Source organism: Bacillus sp. NEAU-CP5 (assembly GCF_026420705.1).
GTDB lineage: Bacteria > Bacillota > Bacilli > Bacillales > Bacillaceae > Bacillus > Bacillus velezensis.
Genome location: NZ_JAPMOV010000004.1, coordinates 272,782 through 289,051 on the forward strand (window position 1 = coordinate 272,782; position 16,270 = coordinate 289,051).

Consider the following 16,270-nt stretch of genomic DNA (forward strand, 5'->3'; position numbering starts at 1 on the left):
GCTCATAAGCGTTTTTTTTATTATTTCACCCGAATCGCACGCACGCGTTTTTGCAGGCCGGTCTTTTCGGCAGACGGCTTCAATCGGCTGACTGCCGTTTGCGCCGCTGATTTTGCTTTTTTCGTCTTGGTTTTTTCTGCCGCTTTTACTTTGTCTCTAGCCTGCTGCCGGTTGAGTTTATCTTTTATCCGGCCAAGCCGTTTTTCCAGAGCGGTTTTTTCTTTTCCCGGCTGGATTTCGCTGACTGCTTTTTGGGCTTTTGCGGTGCTGGCCTCAGCTGTCTTTTTTTCCGCCTGCTTGACGCTGGCCTCAGCTGTTTTCAAAAGGCTTGAGTTGACAGCGTTCAGCCGCTTTTGCAGTCCTTTTTTCTCTGAACCGGCCGGTAATTTGCGAATGGCGCTTTGTGCGGCATTGACGGCGGTTTTTTTCTTTTGTTTTTCGGCAGTCCGGACTTTGTCTCTTGCGTCCGTCACATTTCTTGCCGTCTGAACTTTATTGATCCGGGACTCGAGAGCGGTTTTTCCCTTTGACTTGGACAGCTTGCTGACGGCCGTTTTTGCTTGATTGATATCTGCCTGTTTTTTCGTCTTTTCCGCTTTTATTACGGCCCGTTCGGCAAAGCTCTTTTGCTTTACGTGATATTGCACCAGGCCGTACCCAAATCGGCTGTCACGTCCGGGAGCGCCCAGATCTTTGATGTTTTGCTGCATCTGCTGCCGGAGCTGTTTGTTTGTTTCCTCGGGATATTTCTGCCTGAGCAGCGCGAACATGCCGGTGACGTGCGGTGCGGCTTGAGATGTGCCGTCAGCCGTGGCGTACATTTGATTCAGATACGTGCTCGTAATATTGGTGCCGGGTGCGGCAAATTCAATTTGTTTTCCGGTCGTGGAAAAAGCCGCGAGCCCGTTTTTTTCAGTTGACGCTGAGACTGCCGTTACGCTGCTGTAGGCGCCCGGATAATTGACGGGTTTTTTGTTGCCGTCGTTTCCTGCGGCGGCTACGATCACGATTCCTTTTTTGTATGCTTTGTCTACGGCGTCGTGAAGAATTTTGCTGTCTGCGTTAGTTCCGAGACTCATATTGATGATGTCCATTTTGTTGGCGATCGACCAGTCGATCGCTTTAAGAAGGCTTTTAAGATCCCCTGCACCCTTTCTGTCTAATGCTTTAACCGCATATAACCGGACATCCGGCGCGATGCCGTCAATGCCGTATCCGTCATGTTTGGCCGCAATGATTCCGGCGACATGTGTCCCGTGTCCGTTGTCATCTTTGTATGAGGAAGTATAGCTGACTGCGGAATAGCCTCCGGCAATGGAAAGGTCATCATGAGGGTAAATGCCGCTGTCAATGACAGCCACTTTCACCTTTTTTCCCGTCAAGCCTTCTTTCCACGCCTGCTTGACCTGAGTCGGTTCTATATCCCATTGCGGCAGCGCGTAACTGCTGCTTTGGGCCGCTGATAACGGGCGGATATCAGAACCGCCTGATGCCTGAAAAGATACATTGTCTTCTACATATAAGATGTCAGGGTCCTGTTTCAGGTCTTTCACCGTTTGTGAATCGGCTGACACGGCGACTGCCGGGAGATGCTGATAGGTCTGTTCCACATCCGCTCCGCTGTCTATAGCGGATTCCTTGCCGTCTTGATTTTTGTACACCACGATAACGTCCCGGTCGTGCGTCTCGGCGTGCGCGGGTGCCGCGGCGGAGAACAGGCTGACGCACAAGGCCGCGGCCATTATCGGTTTCAGGGTGTGATACATTGCAATTCCCCCTTTTTCTTTATATATCGGCAGTGCGGAATTCTTTTTTTCCTAAGGGATAAGGAAAATTTCTGTATGCAAATGTAAGCGTTTCCAAAATATGATGGAGAAAATGCTTTAAGACATCTGCGCAATAAACTCAAAAAGGGGGTTTTTGATAAATGAGTACGTTCAATCGGGTCATGGAAGAAAAAATCATGCCTGTCGCCGGAAAAGTCGCCGGTCAAAGGCACTTAAGAGCTTTGCGGGACGGCATTATTTTGACTATGCCGCTTATCATCATCGGATCGGTTTTTCTGATTCTGACGAGTCTTCCGATTCCCGGTTATGCCGATTTTATGGCTGGTCTTTTCGGTGAAAATTGGGTTGAAAAGCTCGGGTATCCCGTGAATGCGTCTTTTGACATTATGGCGCTTGTCGCCGCCTTTGGGATTGCTTACCGGCTTGCGGAAAGCTATGAGGTGGATGCCCTGTCGTCGGGAGCCATTGCCCTTGCCGCCTTTTTATTGGCGACGCCGTATCAGATTCCGTTTATTCCTGACGGCTCGGCAACAGAGATTATGGTGGGAGGCGGCATTCCGATTTCGCTGCTCGGAAGCAAAGGTCTGTTTGTCGCGATGATCATTGCAATGCTGTCTACGGAAGTGTACCGGTTTATCATACAAAGAAATATCGTTATTAAGATGCCTGACGGAGTGCCGCCTGCGGTCAGCAAATCGTTCGTTGCGCTCATCCCCGGTTTCATTATTATTACGCTTGTATGGCTGGCCCGTCTGTTTATTGAAATAACTCCTTTTAAAAGCCTCCACAATGTCGTAGGCGATCTGCTGGGCACCCCGCTGTCTATTCTGGGCGGAAGTCTTGGCGGAAGTCTTATCGCCGAATTCGTGCAAATGCTGCTTTGGTCGTGCGGTATACACGGCGCGTCCATTATCGGCGGCGTCATGTCGCCGATCTGGTACGGGGCGATGGATGCCAACCGTTTGGCTTTTCAGGCGGGAGAAGCGCTGCCGAGCATTTTTACGACACAGTTCTTTCAAATATGGATTAATGTCGGCGGAAGCGGAGCGACGCTTGCCCTTGTGCTGACCATGCTTGTGCGCTCCAGAAGCAAACAGATGAAACAGCTCGGCCGTCTCGGCATCGGGCCCGCGATTTTTAACATTAACGAACCGATTATTTTCGGGATGCCGCTCGTCATGAATCCGCTGTTAATCGTGCCCTTTATCATTGCGCCGCTCTTGACCATTACAGCGACGTACATCGGGATGAGCACGGGGATGGTGGCAAAACCGGCGGGAATCGCCGTGCCGTGGACGATGCCGCCGCTGATTTCCGGTTATTTGGCGACGGGCGGGAAAATCTCCGGTTCGGTCATGCAGCTGATCAATCTCCTGATTACATTTATCATCTATTATCCGTTTTTCCGAATTTGGGATCTTCAAAAATGGAGAGAGGAACGGGCGGCGGAACAAAACGTCACTGAAGAAACATAAAAAAAAACGGGCGCTTTCGCCCGTTTTTTTTTAACGTTGGAAAAATTCGATCCATTCGCCGTCAGGTCCTTCAATGTAAAAGTAGCGGTACCCGTTCGGAAGCGTTGTGATTTCTTCATCGATAAATACGGCGCCCTGACGCTTCGCATGCGTGAACTCCGCCGCGATATCTTCAGTTAATAAAGCGATATGATGGACTTTTCCTTCTGCGGGAAGCTCGCTGCTGTAGCCCTGAATCAGCTCAATTTCTGTCTCCGGCCCTTCTTGAAAGCCGAGAAAGGCAAGTTCAATAATGCCGTTCGTATGAGTGATACGATCCTTTAACTGCATACCGAGAACGTCTTGATAAAAGGCGATGGATGTTTCAATATCTTTGACCATAATGCCTGTATGGTCGATTCTTTTGGCTGTCATGGTTTTCCCCCTGTTTTGAATTTTTCGGGACAATGCGGTGTTGATCATGTTTTATGGTACGATAAGAGAAAGCAAAACGAAAGAGGAATGCACAATGAAGCTACTTACAGTGAAAGATACATTTGCCGGAAAGCTGAAAAAAGGATTCCCCCTGATTGAAAAAGACGCTCTGTCCGGAAGCTCGGCTCATTTAACAGAGGGCGATCTTTTTGATGTGACATCCGAGAAGGGTGAGTTTATCGGAAAAGGCTATTACGGCTTGCAGAATAAAGGAGTCGGCTGGGTGCTGTCCCGCGCGAGAGATGAACGGATCGACGGACGTTTCTTTCTGGACAAGCTGAAAAAAGCGGCTGAAGCGAGAGCCCATCTGTTTAAGGCGCCCGATACGACGGCGTTCCGGCTTTTCAACGGCGAGGGCGACGGCATCGGCGGCGTCACGATTGACTTTTATGACGGTTATCTGCTGATTCAATGGTACAGTAAAGGCATTTACGCTTATAAGGACAGCATGATTGAGGCGATTGACGGACTGGAGCTTTCTTATAAAGCGATCTATGAAAAGAAACGATTCGATACGGCCGGGCAATACGTGGAAGACGACGATTTTGTCAAAGGCGAAAGAGGAGATTTTCCGGTCATTGTTCAAGAAAACGGCATACAGTACGCGGTGGATTTAAACGACGGGGCGATGACGGGCATTTTCTTAGACCAGCGTCATGTGCGCAAAGCGATTCGGGATAAGTATGCAAACGGCAGACGGGTGCTGAATACGTTCTCTTATACGGGGGCATTTTCCATCGCGGCGGCGCTTGGCGGAGCTGAGAAAACGACCAGCGTCGATGTCGCCAACCGCAGTCTCGCAAAAACGATTGAACAGTTCAGCGCCAACGGAATTGATTATGAGGCGCATGACATTAAGGTTATGGATGTTTTCAAATACTTCGGCTATGCGGCAAAAAAAGGGCTGGAGTTTGACCTCATCATCCTTGATCCGCCTTCTTTCGCCCGCACAAAAAAACGGACGTTCAGCGCGGCGAAAGATTATAAAAACCTGCTGAAGGAAACGATCGCCATCACCGCAAAAAACGGCATCATCGTCGCTTCGACAAACAGCAGCGCCTTCAATATGAAGAAATTTAAAGGCTTTATAGAGACCGCCTTTAAAGAAACAAATGAGCGTTACGACATTTTGGAAGAATATACGCTTCCGGAAGATTTCAAAACGATTCCCGCGTTTAAAGAAGGGAACTATTTGAAGGTTGTTTTCTTGCGGAAAAAATAGGATGATCATTTATAGCGTGGAAAGAGGGGAAAAGAAAACCCTCTTCCATCGCTTTAATACGGGATAAAATAATCTTCATTCTTAAAGAAATAACCCGCTATTACTTAGTATCTCATCTGTGCCAAGTAAAGTGGCCTCACTAATCCCCACATTGTTGGCTTTCATGAAGGATTGCACTGCTTGGTAGCCAACCGCATAACCTGCAAACGGTGATAAGCCGACAGGCTGATAACCTTGTTCGGCTGCAAAGGTGTCACCAAACATGTAACTGCTGACCTCAGCAAACCCTTTCACATTTAATGAGTCTTTGATAATTTCTTTTGAGTATTCTAAGTCTTCTTTTTCAAAAGAAGTAACCCAGGGACCTAACAGAGCTTCTCCGTAAAGTTCTTTGGCAAACGATTCTGCCAGCCCCTCTATAATTAAGTAATCACCAACCGTTACGTTCCCATAATCCCAATTGAAATACGAAAAACGAATATTATGATGAAATTCATGTGCGATTACAGCAGGCAGTCTCGGTATGTTATATGAATTGGGGAATATTGAAACTTGAATAAATCCCGGAATTCCTCCGAATCCACAATACCCTCTATGTAATTCAAGCTTTTTTTGATTGGCCAGATACATCCCAAACCTTATTTCATCAGCATTTATTTTTAAGCGGTTTTGTTTGATAAATTCTACACAATGAGTTAAAGTGCCATATGCAATTTGAAGAGCTTGAATTTCTTTTAGATTCTCTAATGCTTTTCTTCCGGTTTCTGTATCAAATATGCTCAGATAGCCCAGCATATTTGTAGCCATGATTACATCATATCCGTTAGGTTGCTTTGCCTTTAAGGGGACATTAATCTTTTTCCACATATCTTCAAAAGGTTTCATCATTGAATACCGATAATAATCTTCTCTATTTTCAATCATTGAAAATAGCGTTTCGTATTGCCCAATTGTATCCTCGATAATGATTTTAATGGGTACCACCCTTTTTTTGATGATCTATATAAATTGTAATGGCATCACTCATGAGCTTCGCCAGCCCTTCACCATACCGGTCGATGTTCTTAGTGAAGCGTTTATCTTCAATATAGAGTTGACCTAATCCGTAAAAGGCATCAAAAGAATATTCACCAAAATTTTCATTGAGAAAATCAAACCACTCTTTGATAGCTGTTTGTACGTCTGGGGACTTGGGAGATTGGTTAATAAGGAGTGCAAATTTATTGAACATTGCAGTCCACTTATCAGATAAATCTTTTTGCTCACCATCAGTCATGCTTTTCAATCTAATATTTACCTTATCGACAGGTTGATCACCCCACCGTTTGCGAGCTTCTTGTTCATAAAGATTATGATTGAAGTTCATTCCCTCAAACCGCTCTTTGTTCGTCATGCAAATCTCTCCCATCATATGTTTGATTGATTTATCGATGGTTTCAATCATTTTATCGACTCTATTCCGTTTCTCAATCAACATTTTCTTTTGTAAAATTAATGCCTCCCTTCGGTTAAATGAAGGACTATTAATGATTTCTTTAATCTCTTTTAAGGAGAAATCGAGCTCCTTGAAAAATAGTATCTGCTGCAGCTGTTCAAGATTTTCTTCAGAATAAAGCCGATAACCGGAATCGGTCGTTTCCTGAGGAGTCAATAATCCAATTTGATCGTAATGATGGAGAGTACGTATGCTTACTCCAATCAGTTCAGCTACTTCTTTTACTTTCATACCCATCACGTTTGCCGCCTCCTTAATGGCTACTCTAAAGTATTACGCAACGTAAGAGTCAATAGTTGGTTAAAGATTTTTTGTATATAAAGGGGAACATATGAGGATTTCATTGCTGAAATTAAAGAAAAAAAGCCGGGCGTGAAGCTCCGGCTTTTTTCTATTCAATAATGTGCTGGACCCGGCCGATTCGCCCGTCTTCAAGGCGGACCTTAATGCCGCGCGGGTGGAAGCTTGAGTTCGTCAAAATATCCTTCACGATTCCTCTTGTCAGCTTTCCTGAACGCTGATCGGCTTTCAGGACGATATCGACTTCAAGTCCTTTTCTGATGCTGCTTCGCTGCTGGCCGTTCATATGACACATCCGTTCTTCAGTCTTTTCACTTCATATCTTATCATATCGTGTTTTCGTCTTTTTATGAAGGACAGACGAATCAATCCTTCATAGCAAATAAAAAAAGACCGCTCTGTAAGGAGCAGTCTTTTATGACATAAACGAAAGCAAAATCGGGGCCGCGCACAGTGTCATAATCGCGGCGAGAATCATGGACACGCTTGAGATCGTTCCTGATACGGAGCTGAGCTCAAATGCTTTAGATGTTCCCGCTCCGTGCGCGCTGGTTCCGAGCAGCACGCCCCGGGCAATTTCGTTATCAATGCGGAAATAGCGGATGACCATCGGCCCGATGATCGTTCCCAATAAAGCCGTTAAAATGACGAAAACCGCTGTAACGGCCGGCATCCCGCCGATCATTTCTGAAACGTTCATGGCAATCGGCGTCGTCACGGATCGCGGCACGAGACTGTCGACTAAGCTGCTGCCGAGATGGAACCATTTCGCGATAAAGGCCGTTGACAGAATGGCGATACATGAACCGACCGCAACGTTCAAAATAATTTCCACGGCGTATTTCTTTAAAATCGGGAAATATTTATAAAGCGGGATAGCGAACGCCACTGTTGCCGGCTGAAGCATATCGGTCAGCAGTCCGCCGCCGAGATTGTATGTCTGATACGGGACATTGACAAGAAGCAGCAGTACGACCAAAACAGCGGGCGTAATCAGAAGCGGCGACGTATACACCCGCGGAAAACGAGTGTAGAGTTTTTTCGCGCCCAAATATACTAAGACAGTTAAGAATAAACTTATGATTCCGATGAACACGTTTGTTTTTTCTCCTTTCTTTTTGCTATCAGCTGTGTAAGCGTACCTGTTGAAACCATCACGACAAATGTGCTGATGACGACGACAAGTAAAATGCTTACGCCGAATTTAGACATAATATCTCCGTATTCAATCACTCCGACGGCAGACGGGATGAAAAACAGCAGCAGCTCACCGAGGAGCCATGCTGCGCCAAGCTCAATCCATTCAAGTTTGATAATCTTGAAATGCAATAATGTGAAAAGAATCACAATCCCGATTATACTGCCGGGAATATTTATATGAAGAGCCGCCGTGACCCAATTGATCAGACGCGCAAATATAAACAGCAGAGCGATTTGAATAACGGTAAGCAGCAATTTTTTCATAATGATGCCTCCCTTATATTTATATTGTACAGAAGGTTTTGCTATAGGTAAAATACATATAAAGAATAATGTGTATTCCTTTTGTCTATAGAAAGGATGAAATGTAATGGATATCCGGCACTTAACGTATTTTTTGGAAGTGGCCCGTTTGAAAAGCTTTACGAAGGCTTCACAGTCGCTGTATGTTTCACAGCCGACAATCTCAAAGATGATTAAAAACCTGGAGACGGAGCTCGGCATTAAGCTGTTTTACCGCAATGGCCGGCAAGTTGAACTGACTGACGCCGGGCAGAGCATGTATGTGCAGGCGCAGGAAATCACAAAGTCATTCCAAAACCTGACGTCAGAGCTGAACGATATTATGGAAGTGAAGAAAGGGCACGTCCGCATCGGTCTTCCGCCGATGATCGGGTCCGGCTTTTTTCCGAGAGTGCTCGGTGACTTCCGCGTCACATATCCCGATGTGACGTTTCAGCTTGTTGAGGACGGCTCTATTAAAGTGCAGCAAGGAGTGGAGGACGGCTCGCTTGATATCGGGGTCGTCGTGCTTCCCGCGAATAAAGAGATTTTTCATACGTTCACAATCGTCAAGGAAACCCTTATGCTCGTCGTCCATCCGTCACATCGGCTCGCGGACGAGAAGGAATGCAGTCTTCACGAATTGAAAGAAGAGCCGTTCATATTTTTCAGGGAGGATTTTGTCCTTCATAATCGAATTATGACGGAATGCGTGAAAGCCGGATTCAGGCCGCACGTCATTTATGAAACGTCACAGTGGGACTTTATCAGCGAAATGGTATCCGCCAATCTCGGTATCGGCCTGCTGCCGGAAAGAATCTGCCGCGGTCTTGATCCTGACAAAGTCAGAACCATTCCGCTCGTTCATCCGGTTATTCCGTGGCATTTAGCCATCATTTGGCGGAAAGACCGCTATATGTCCTTTGCCGCCAGAGCCTGGCTGGAGCATACGAAATCGTATTTATGGAATCCGAAAAAGAGAAAAAAGGATGATTAAGCATGGACGCACAAACCGCAGCTCAACACTTGAGTAAAGTGCGGGATCAAAACCCGCTCGTTCACAGTATCACCAATAATGTCGTCACGAACTTCACCGCTAACGGACTGCTCGCGCTCGGCGCATCGCCCGTTATGGCTTATGCAATTGAGGAGGCCGCCGACATGGCGAAAATCGCAGGAGCGCTCGTCCTGAATATAGGCACCCTCAGTTCGGCGTCGGTTGAAGCTATGATCGCAGCCGGAAAATCGGCCAATGAAAACGGTGTTCCGGTCATTTTTGATCCGGTAGGCGCCGGCGCCACGCCGTTTCGGACGGCATCAGCCCGCAAGATCATACAGGCGGTCCGCTTGTCCGTCATTCGCGGAAATGCCGCGGAAATCGCCAATATTGCCGGCGCCCCTGATTGGAAGATAAAAGGCGTGGATGCGGGGGAAGCCGGAGGAGATGTGGTTCAGCTCGCTAAGATGGCTGCAAGCGGGCTGAAGACGGTCATTGCGATTACCGGAAAAACCGACGTCATCTCCGACGGCGCCGACACATACGCCGTACATAACGGTGATAAACTGCTGACGAAGGTGACGGGGGCGGGATGCCTGCTGACGTCTGTAATCGGAGCCTTCTGCGCAGCGGAGCAGGACGTTCTGCAAGCGGCCGTTTCAGCCGTTTCTGTATACGGAAGCGCCGCTCAGCTTGCCGCTTTGGACACCGTCCATAAGGGGCCGGGCAGCTTCCAGATTGAGCTTTTAAACAAGCTGGCAAGCATCTCAGAACAAGAAGCGGCCGAGCTTGCTGCAATTGAAAGGGTGACAGAAAAATGACGCGTATTTCTCGGGAAATGATGAAGGATATGTTATCGGTTTATTTTATTATGGGATCAAACAATACAAGCGCAGACCCCGTTTCTGTGGTGAAAAAAGCCATTGAGGGCGGCGCTACGCTTTTTCAATTTCGGGAAAAGGGGAGCGGTTCTTTAACAGGGGATGAACGTGTCCTGTTCGCGAAGCAGGTGCAGGATGTCTGCAGGCAGGCCGGGATTCCTTTCATCATTAATGATGATGTCGAATTGGCCTTGCGCCTTCAGGCGGACGGAGTGCATATCGGACAGGATGACGCAGACGCCGAAGAAACGAGAGCGGCAATCGGCGATATGATTCTCGGTGTGTCAGCACATAACGTCTCCGAGGTGAAGCGGGCGGAAGAAGCCGGAGCCGATTACGTCGGAATGGGCCCGGTCTATCCGACCGAAACAAAAAAAGATGCTGAAGCTGTGCAGGGCGTTACATTGATTGAAGAGGTGCGGCGTCAGGGCATCAGCATTCCGATTGTAGGAATCGGCGGCATTACGGCTGACAACGCGGCGCCCGTCATTGAAGCGGGTGCAGACGGCGTCAGCATGATCAGCGCCATCAGCCAAGCTGAAGATCCAAAAGCGGCGGCGCGCAAGTTTTCAGAGGAAATTCGGCACTTCAAAGCAGGGCTGTCCCGATAGGGCGGCCCTTTTTCTTTGTGCGCAAAAAGGCAGTGACGGACTTGGAGAATATAAGCCGTATGTCAAGAACAGGGCAATCAGCTTGCAATATCGACCGAAGTGTTTGACGGCTCTATCGCTTTGCTCAAAGTGATGCCTGAACCAATCACCGCCGGCGCTGAAGGCTTAAAAGCCCTCTATGAACCAGTGAAAAGCGCGCAGTGAGAGATCATTTCGAGGTCACGGAAAAACTTGATGCGGAATTCAGCGAATTTGAGGTTTTGATGTCGAAATACAAAACGTGCGATCAATCGTATACGTCTTGTGATACATTAAGTACAGATCAAATCAGGGAGATAAGCACGAAGCTGACGGCCCTTTCTGAAACCATGTCGAAGATTGGCGATGTGCTTTAAAAGGAGTTAAGACGCAGCATGAGCGATGAACAAAACAAGGAAAAACAGATCCACAGACGGGATGTCCTGAAGTGGGGCGCCGTCGCTGGCGCCGCCGTCGCTGTCGGAGCGAGCGGCCTCGGAGGACTCGCGCCGCTCTTCAAACCGGCGGCCACCGCTTCAAAGAAGAATGATGAAAAACGTGATCGTGATCAAATCGTTCCTTTTTACGGAAAGCACCAAGCAGGAATCACAACGGCGCATCAGACGTATGTGTATTTTGCAGCGCTTGATATCATGTCAAGCGACAAAGCCGATGTCATCTCCCTTTTCAAACAATGGACAAGCCTGACGCAGCTGCTGACTTCAGGCGCCGTCCCGTCGGGCGAACAGAAAAATAAATATATACCTCCGCAGGATACCGGGGAGTCGCAGGATCTGGCCCCGGCGAATTTGACCGTTACCTTCGGCTTCGGCCCCGGGTTTTTCGAGAAAGACGGGAAGGACCGCTTCGGACTGAAAGATAAAAAACCGAAGCACCTCGCCGATATTCCGCCGATGCCTAACGACAAGCTCGATAAGAAACAAGGCGGCGGTGATATCGTCATACAGGTCTGCGCGGATAATGAACAAACGGCGTTTCACGCGGTGCGCAACCTGATGAAACAGGCAGCAGGCGTGTGCGAAGTCCGCTTTCTCAATAAAGGTTTCTTAAGCGGCGGGAAAAACGGGGAAACGCCGCGCAACCTCTTCGGATTCAAAGACGGCACCGGCAACCAAAGCACAAAGGATGAAAACCTGATGAATTCGATCGTTTGGGTTCAATCAGGTGAGCCGGACTGGATGACGGGCGGCACGTACATGGCGTTTAGGAAAATTAAGATGTTTTTAGATATATGGGACCGTTCATCCTTGAAGGAACAAGAGGACACGTTCGGGCGGGTGAAAAGCTCGGGCGCGCCTTTCGGACAAAAAAAGGAAACCGATCCCGTGAAGCTGAATCAAATTCCCGCCGACTCGCATGTCAGCGTGGCAAAATCAACCGGCAGACAGATTCTGCGCCGGGCATTTTCCTATACGGACGGAATTGATCCGAAGACGGGCTATGTTGACGCAGGCCTGCTGTTTATCTGTTTTCAAAAAGACCCGGACCGCCAATTTATCCCGATGCTGAAGGCTTTGGCGGAAAAGGATGCGCTGAATGAATACACACAAACGATCGGCTCTTCCTTATTCGCCTGTCCCGGCGGCTGTAAAAAAGGAGAATATATCGCCCAAAGGCTGCTGGAATCGTGACACCTTCCATATGGAGGGTGTTTTTAAAAAAACACTTGTAACTATATATGTTACAACTTAAAATGAAAAGGAAAGGAGACTTACAATGACACTGCAGATTAAAGTATATTCTGATTATGTATGTCCGTTTTGCTTTGTCGGCAAAGCGGCGTTTGAAGAAGCAATCAAGGACAAGGACGTACAGGTGGAATGGATGCCGTTTGAATTGCGTCCGAGCCCCTCGCCGAAACTTGATCCGGTGAATGATCCCGCCAAGCGGCAGATGTGGAAAAACTCCATTGAGCCGATGGCGCAGTCTTTAGGCGTTGAAATCACGTTCCCCCGCGTGTCACCGCATCCTTACACGGATTTGGCATTTGAAGGCTTTCATTTCGCAAAGGAACATGGGAAAGGAAGCGAATACCATACACGCGTTTTTCAGGCGTTCTTTCAGGAAGAACAAAATATCGGTGACGTTGGCGTGCTGACAAAGCTTGCGGAAGAAGCCGGACTTGACGGCGCTGCCTTCAAAGAGGCGCTTGAGACAAGAGCGTACAGACACGTACAGCGGGAAGCGCTCCGCCATGCTTATGAGGAAGCCGGCATTACGGCAGTGCCGACGTTTATCATCGGCGATGAGAGAATCCCTGGCGCGGCGGGGAAGGAAACCTTTGAACAAATCATTGAGCGGGAACTGAATAAACGTTAACCCGTAAAAAGCCCTCTCGATCAGCGAGAGGGCTTTGCCATATAGTGTTTGACAAATGTTTGTCTGTCAGCTTCATAAGCCGCGGCGTCAAATGAGTCGCCGCAAAAATGAAGGCACCAAGGGTCTTTTTGGCAGGCGACGCCGACTTGATAGCCGTGTTTTTGAAATTCAAGCGACTGTGATGTGTCGTAAAAATGAAAGCCGCGAAACAAATCCTCCCGCCACTCCACGTCATATTGAGCCGCCATTAACAAGCCGTCAATGGCGTCAGCGGGCGTAAACAGGCCGTCTTCATCACCGTGCTCAAAGACCAGCGGGTGATAAGCATTCCCCCGGTATTCAATCACTTTTCCCATCCGCTCTCCGCTTTCCCACCAAATGCCGTTCGGCGGCAGGGTTTTGCAGCCGGCGACACCGAGAAGGCCGAGCTCCTGATGAGATTGAAAGATATGAAGCATGTCATGAAGGAAATGCTGATGAATGATAAAGGTATCCTGATGCAGATAAATTTTATATTTGGAGGGGTGTCTCAGCGCTTTGTTGTAGGACGAGGCCATGCTTGCTGAATCGTATATCGGCATGATATCAACGGAGTATGAAGGGGGGACGGTAAGCTGCATGATATGGCTTTTGCACCGGGAGTACAGCGACTCGTCATTCACACAGACGACAAACAGAAATGAATGTGAATCCATTACATGCTCCTCTCGGCCTCAATCACATATTGATACGCCGATGCTTCTGTCATAAAGTCATGCCTTATGCCAAGCTGTACGCATACTTCGTGCAATGATGCGATGGCTTTGTGATAAGAGGGGTGATCAACGCGGATCGCCTCAATGCGTTTCACCTCATAGCCGGCGGCTTTAAATAATGAAAGCGTCTCTTCACGGGTAAAAAAACGCAGGTGGGTCTGATCCATTAATCCGGCGTCCCTGTAAGTCCATTTGCCGGCTAAAAGCTCCAGCACCACTGAGATGTGGCCGACATTCGGTATGCATGCAAGCACCGTGCCGTCTTTTTTTACATACGGGCGAAGCTTTTTCAGCACGGACCACGGGTCGATAAGATGCTCAAGAACGTCTCCGAACAGCATGCAGTCGAATTGTTCTGATTCGTACGGAAGAATGGCGGATTCAATGTCGCCGCAAAGCACGTGGCTCAATTTGCTTTCCGCCTTTTTTGCGGCTTCGGGATACGCTTCAATGCCGTAAACCGTTATTCCGCGGTGTTCGATCGCCGCTCCTAAATTGCCTGTGCCGCAGCCGACATCAAGCACTGTCCGCCAGTTTTCGTCTATTTTGTTCAATAAATAAGGATTCAGGCCTTCGTAGTAGTTCTGTTGTTTTTCATCATAATAGGGATTCGTATCCATCTGTGTATCACCTCATAAATGGGCATATACACAAGATATGCAGCGGGGGGATCTCATATCACCATGTTTGGCTGTTCAATTGCGGAATGCGGACGGGAATGGTTGTCCGGTATACGGTTTGTTCTCTGATTCCCCTCTTATTGCGGATGTTCCTTTGAAAACTCGGGTGCGGGCGGACTGTGGCAGGTCATATAGTAAAAGGATCCGCCTGTAATCTTACCGCTGGCGGATGGTGTTTTTCATTGGTGTTTTTTTCTTCACCGCTTTTTCAGTATTTAAGAAGCGCCTCACATCGTCAATGTGCAAACCCATGATTCTAGCCTCTTGAATTAACAATTGCCAATCTTGATCTATATCTTTCATTACATGAGTTTTCATAAGAACCTCCAATTGAAAAATTGATTTGCCCAGCTACAGCAGCCAATGTATAACAAATATCACACATAGTTGGCCGGTAATCCCAAATTGAAGATGAATTCACCTACCTATTCCCTAAGAAAATGACTGAAATAACCAAAATCCTTCAAGAATTCTTACGTATAATAATAAACAAATAAATACTGACTGGATAGTATGCAAATAAAAATAAATCATATGACCTATTAATATTTACCCTCAAAGCGTCGACTAGCATATTCTTTTTGCATAAAAAATACCGCAAAAGAATGATTCGGTGTAAGATAAAGTGAATGATCAAACAGCTGGGGTAAAAAATGAAAAAAAACAAATTTCAAATTAAGAGAGAAGAAACATTTGAAAGTTTTATTGACGCAGGCCTTCATCTCCTGATTGAAAGAGCTTACGATTCAGTCTCAATCGATGACATCAGTAAAGCGGCGGGTTTCAGCAAAGGCGCGTTTTACGTTCATTTTGAAAGCAAGGAAGATTTTCTGAAGCATTTGTTAGACAGGCGTCAGATTAAAAAAAGAATCATCACTGGCTATCTCGACGAATTAGAAAAGCAAACAGCACGGCCGTTGACGCTTTGTGAAGCTGCGGCAAGCGCGGCCAGCCTGTTGATGCGGTTTGTAAACAGCAAGCCTGCCTGGAATGTTGTGTCTTTTGCCGTTCATATGCCTACTTACAAAGTTGTCAGTGAATATGAAGCTTATATCCGTCTTTATAAGTTATGGATAGAAGAAAGCACCATGTACATAAATTGGCTTAAATCGAGAAATTTAATAGAAGACCATATAGATACCGAGCATACCGCTAACATGATGTGCGCGCTCATCGACGGGATGATTAAGCAATCCAATGTGCTGGGAAGGCCGGTTACTTTCCGCAGCATGTTTGACGCGCTCTATGTTTTTGTCAGCGGCAGAAAATCGGGGTAACGTTCTTCTTGATTTGACAAAAGGTTTAGAAAAGTCTTTCAGAAAGCGAGGAACTGCCATGCGCTACAGAGAAATTATGATGTATATCATTATGGGGATATTCACGACCATCGTGAATATCGTCAGTTTTTACATTCTGACGTCGGCCTTTGAGATGGATTACAAGGCGGCGACCGTCGCTGCTTGGGTTCTGTCCGTTCTATTTGCATATGTCACGAATAAACTGTATGTATTTCAGCAAAAGACCGCGGGGATGCGGAGTCTGATGAAAGAATTGACGGCCTTTTTCAGCGTGCGGGTATTGTCTCTCGCCATCGATCTCGCCATGATGATTCTTCTGGTCAGTCAATTTCATATGAACGAAACGTTGGCGAAAATCGCCGATAACGTCATTATCGTAGTCGTCAACTATGCGGCCAGCAAGTGGATTGTCTTCAGAAAAGCGAAAGAAGAGGGCGTGTCATAACGGTTTCTTT

19 protein-coding genes and 1 pseudogene are annotated in these 16,270 nt (G+C 47.3%); 10 read left to right on the plus strand and 10 right to left on the minus strand.

Annotation, left to right across the window (positions count from 1 at the left end; genetic code table 11):
• Window positions 1-20: 20 nt before the first annotated feature.
• Entirely contained in the window at window positions 21-1,766 is a 1,746-nt protein-coding gene (locus OTK50_RS14085; protein ID WP_088461851.1) for a S8 family peptidase, read from the minus strand.
• A gap of 161 nt (window positions 1,767-1,927) precedes the next feature.
• Between OTK50_RS14085 and celB the strand changes: the two genes are divergently transcribed.
• Window positions 1,928-3,262: a PTS cellobiose transporter subunit IIC gene (gene celB, locus OTK50_RS14090; protein ID WP_007407728.1), complete on the plus strand. Its 1,335-nt coding sequence runs from the start codon at window positions 1,928-1,930 to the stop codon at window positions 3,260-3,262.
• A 30-nt stretch (window positions 3,263-3,292) separates the two neighbouring features.
• Here celB and OTK50_RS14095 read toward each other — a convergent pair whose 3' ends face one another.
• Window positions 3,293-3,676, minus strand: coding sequence for a VOC family protein (locus tag OTK50_RS14095; RefSeq protein ID WP_032875731.1), 384 nt, complete (start codon window positions 3,674-3,676; stop codon window positions 3,293-3,295).
• A 94-nt stretch (window positions 3,677-3,770) separates the two neighbouring features.
• On the opposite strand from OTK50_RS14095, the gene OTK50_RS14100 reads away from it, so the two are divergent.
• Window positions 3,771-4,958: a class I SAM-dependent rRNA methyltransferase gene (locus tag OTK50_RS14100; RefSeq protein ID WP_017418634.1), complete on the plus strand. Its 1,188-nt coding sequence runs from the start codon at window positions 3,771-3,773 to the stop codon at window positions 4,956-4,958.
• An 81-nt stretch (window positions 4,959-5,039) separates the two neighbouring features.
• Here OTK50_RS14100 and OTK50_RS14105 read toward each other — a convergent pair whose 3' ends face one another.
• The 5 genes from OTK50_RS14105 to OTK50_RS14125 all read right to left on the minus strand — a co-directional run bounded on the left by OTK50_RS14105 (window position 5,040) and on the right by OTK50_RS14125 (window position 8,217).
• On the minus strand, window positions 5,040-5,882 hold the full coding sequence (locus OTK50_RS14105; RefSeq protein WP_266121920.1) for a DUF2268 domain-containing protein: 843 nt from the start codon (window positions 5,880-5,882) through the stop codon (window positions 5,040-5,042).
• Between the two features lie 46 nt (window positions 5,883-5,928).
• Complete coding sequence (locus OTK50_RS14110) at window positions 5,929-6,690, minus strand: MerR family transcriptional regulator (RefSeq protein WP_038460933.1); 762 nt, start codon at window positions 6,688-6,690, stop codon at window positions 5,929-5,931.
• 154 nt (window positions 6,691-6,844) lie between these two features.
• Window positions 6,845-7,039: a YwbE family protein gene (locus tag OTK50_RS14115; protein ID WP_003150901.1), complete on the minus strand. Its 195-nt coding sequence runs from the start codon at window positions 7,037-7,039 to the stop codon at window positions 6,845-6,847.
• Window positions 7,040-7,168: 129 nt separating this feature from the next.
• Window positions 7,169-7,849, minus strand: coding sequence for a CidB/LrgB family autolysis modulator (locus OTK50_RS14120; RefSeq protein ID WP_007407726.1), 681 nt, complete (start codon window positions 7,847-7,849; stop codon window positions 7,169-7,171).
• Window positions 7,831-8,217 (minus strand): CidA/LrgA family holin-like protein, encoded by a 387-nt coding sequence (locus OTK50_RS14125; protein ID WP_007407725.1) that lies wholly within the window; start codon window positions 8,215-8,217, stop codon window positions 7,831-7,833. The genes OTK50_RS14120 and OTK50_RS14125 overlap by 19 nt, the downstream gene beginning before the upstream one ends.
• A 106-nt stretch (window positions 8,218-8,323) precedes the next feature.
• Between OTK50_RS14125 and cidR the strand changes: the two genes are divergently transcribed.
• From cidR to OTK50_RS14155, 6 genes and pseudogenes are all read left to right on the plus strand, one after another.
• Window positions 8,324-9,232 (plus strand): cidABC operon transcriptional activator CidR, encoded by a 909-nt coding sequence (cidR, locus tag OTK50_RS14130; RefSeq protein WP_044802418.1) that lies wholly within the window; start codon window positions 8,324-8,326, stop codon window positions 9,230-9,232.
• A gap of 2 nt (window positions 9,233-9,234) precedes the next feature.
• Window positions 9,235-10,053: a hydroxyethylthiazole kinase gene (gene thiM / locus OTK50_RS14135; protein ID WP_239033901.1), complete on the plus strand. Its 819-nt coding sequence runs from the start codon at window positions 9,235-9,237 to the stop codon at window positions 10,051-10,053.
• Window positions 10,050-10,724: a thiamine phosphate synthase gene (thiE, locus tag OTK50_RS14140; protein ID WP_239033902.1), complete on the plus strand. Its 675-nt coding sequence runs from the start codon at window positions 10,050-10,052 to the stop codon at window positions 10,722-10,724. The genes thiM and thiE overlap by 4 nt, the downstream gene beginning before the upstream one ends.
• 75 nt (window positions 10,725-10,799) lie before the next feature.
• Window positions 10,800-11,119 (plus strand): annotated as a pseudogene (locus OTK50_RS14145) (Efem/EfeO family lipoprotein); the annotation flags it as partial.
• A gap of 18 nt (window positions 11,120-11,137) precedes the next feature.
• Complete coding sequence (gene efeB / locus OTK50_RS14150; protein ID WP_088461845.1) at window positions 11,138-12,394, plus strand: iron uptake transporter deferrochelatase/peroxidase subunit; 1,257 nt, start codon at window positions 11,138-11,140, stop codon at window positions 12,392-12,394.
• An 85-nt stretch (window positions 12,395-12,479) separates the two neighbouring features.
• Window positions 12,480-13,082, plus strand: a complete 603-nt coding sequence (locus tag OTK50_RS14155; RefSeq protein WP_012118748.1) for a DsbA family oxidoreductase — start codon at window positions 12,480-12,482, stop codon at window positions 13,080-13,082.
• 20 nt (window positions 13,083-13,102) lie between these two features.
• Here the strand turns inward: OTK50_RS14155 and OTK50_RS14160 are convergent, their stop codons facing one another.
• The 3 genes from OTK50_RS14160 to OTK50_RS14170 all read right to left on the minus strand — a co-directional run bounded on the left by OTK50_RS14160 (window position 13,103) and on the right by OTK50_RS14170 (window position 14,835).
• Window positions 13,103-13,777 carry a glycosyltransferase family protein gene (locus tag OTK50_RS14160; RefSeq protein ID WP_044802421.1) on the minus strand — a complete coding sequence of 225 codons (675 nt, stop codon included), beginning with the start codon at window positions 13,775-13,777 and terminating at the stop codon, window positions 13,103-13,105.
• Window positions 13,777-14,457, minus strand: coding sequence for a class I SAM-dependent methyltransferase (locus tag OTK50_RS14165; protein ID WP_088461844.1), 681 nt, complete (start codon window positions 14,455-14,457; stop codon window positions 13,777-13,779). The genes OTK50_RS14160 and OTK50_RS14165 overlap by 1 nt, the downstream gene beginning before the upstream one ends.
• Window positions 14,458-14,673: 216 nt before the next feature.
• Complete coding sequence (locus OTK50_RS14170; protein WP_003150917.1) at window positions 14,674-14,835, minus strand: anti-repressor SinI family protein; 162 nt, start codon at window positions 14,833-14,835, stop codon at window positions 14,674-14,676.
• A 335-nt stretch (window positions 14,836-15,170) separates the two neighbouring features.
• Between OTK50_RS14170 and OTK50_RS14175 the strand changes: the two genes are divergently transcribed.
• Both OTK50_RS14175 and OTK50_RS14180 read left to right on the plus strand, forming a co-directional pair.
• Window positions 15,171-15,794, plus strand: a complete 624-nt coding sequence (locus tag OTK50_RS14175) for a TetR/AcrR family transcriptional regulator (RefSeq protein ID WP_007614590.1) — start codon at window positions 15,171-15,173, stop codon at window positions 15,792-15,794.
• Window positions 15,795-15,873: 79 nt separating this feature from the next.
• Entirely contained in the window at window positions 15,874-16,260 is a 387-nt protein-coding gene (locus OTK50_RS14180) for a GtrA family protein (protein WP_025649414.1), read from the plus strand.
• Window positions 16,261-16,270 lie beyond the last annotated feature (10 nt).

Bases quoted from the DNA above. Each gene is read 5' to 3' on its own strand.
- OTK50_RS14115 (WP_003150901.1), bottom strand. From the start codon at position 7,039: ATGAACGGCCAGCAGCGAAGCAGCATCAGAAAAGGACTTGAAGTCGAT.
- OTK50_RS14165 (WP_088461844.1), bottom strand. From the start codon at position 14,457: ATGGATACGAATCCCTATTATGATGAAAAACAACAGAACTACTACGAA.
- celB (WP_007407728.1), top strand. From the start codon at position 1,928: ATGAGTACGTTCAATCGGGTCATGGAAGAAAAAATCATGCCTGTCGCC.
- OTK50_RS14100 (WP_017418634.1), top strand. From the start codon at position 3,771: ATGAAGCTACTTACAGTGAAAGATACATTTGCCGGAAAGCTGAAAAAA.
- OTK50_RS14125 (WP_007407725.1), bottom strand. From the start codon at position 8,217: ATGAAAAAATTGCTGCTTACCGTTATTCAAATCGCTCTGCTGTTTATA.
- OTK50_RS14170 (WP_003150917.1), bottom strand. From the start codon at position 14,835: ATGAAAACTCATGTAATGAAAGATATAGATCAAGATTGGCAATTGTTA.
- OTK50_RS14155 (WP_012118748.1), top strand. From the start codon at position 12,480: ATGACACTGCAGATTAAAGTATATTCTGATTATGTATGTCCGTTTTGC.
- OTK50_RS14160 (WP_044802421.1), bottom strand. From the start codon at position 13,777: ATGGATTCACATTCATTTCTGTTTGTCGTCTGTGTGAATGACGAGTCG.
- OTK50_RS14095 (WP_032875731.1), bottom strand. From the start codon at position 3,676: ATGACAGCCAAAAGAATCGACCATACAGGCATTATGGTCAAAGATATT.
- OTK50_RS14110 (WP_038460933.1), bottom strand. From the start codon at position 6,690: ATGGGTATGAAAGTAAAAGAAGTAGCTGAACTGATTGGAGTAAGCATA.
- thiE (WP_239033902.1), top strand. From the start codon at position 10,050: ATGACGCGTATTTCTCGGGAAATGATGAAGGATATGTTATCGGTTTAT.
- thiM (WP_239033901.1), top strand. From the start codon at position 9,235: ATGGACGCACAAACCGCAGCTCAACACTTGAGTAAAGTGCGGGATCAA.
- OTK50_RS14085 (WP_088461851.1), bottom strand. From the start codon at position 1,766: ATGTATCACACCCTGAAACCGATAATGGCCGCGGCCTTGTGCGTCAGC.
- efeB (WP_088461845.1), top strand. From the start codon at position 11,138: ATGAGCGATGAACAAAACAAGGAAAAACAGATCCACAGACGGGATGTC.
- OTK50_RS14105 (WP_266121920.1), bottom strand. From the start codon at position 5,882: ATGATTGAAAATAGAGAAGATTATTATCGGTATTCAATGATGAAACCT.
- OTK50_RS14175 (WP_007614590.1), top strand. From the start codon at position 15,171: ATGAAAAAAAACAAATTTCAAATTAAGAGAGAAGAAACATTTGAAAGT.
- cidR (WP_044802418.1), top strand. From the start codon at position 8,324: ATGGATATCCGGCACTTAACGTATTTTTTGGAAGTGGCCCGTTTGAAA.
- OTK50_RS14180 (WP_025649414.1), top strand. From the start codon at position 15,874: ATGTATATCATTATGGGGATATTCACGACCATCGTGAATATCGTCAGT.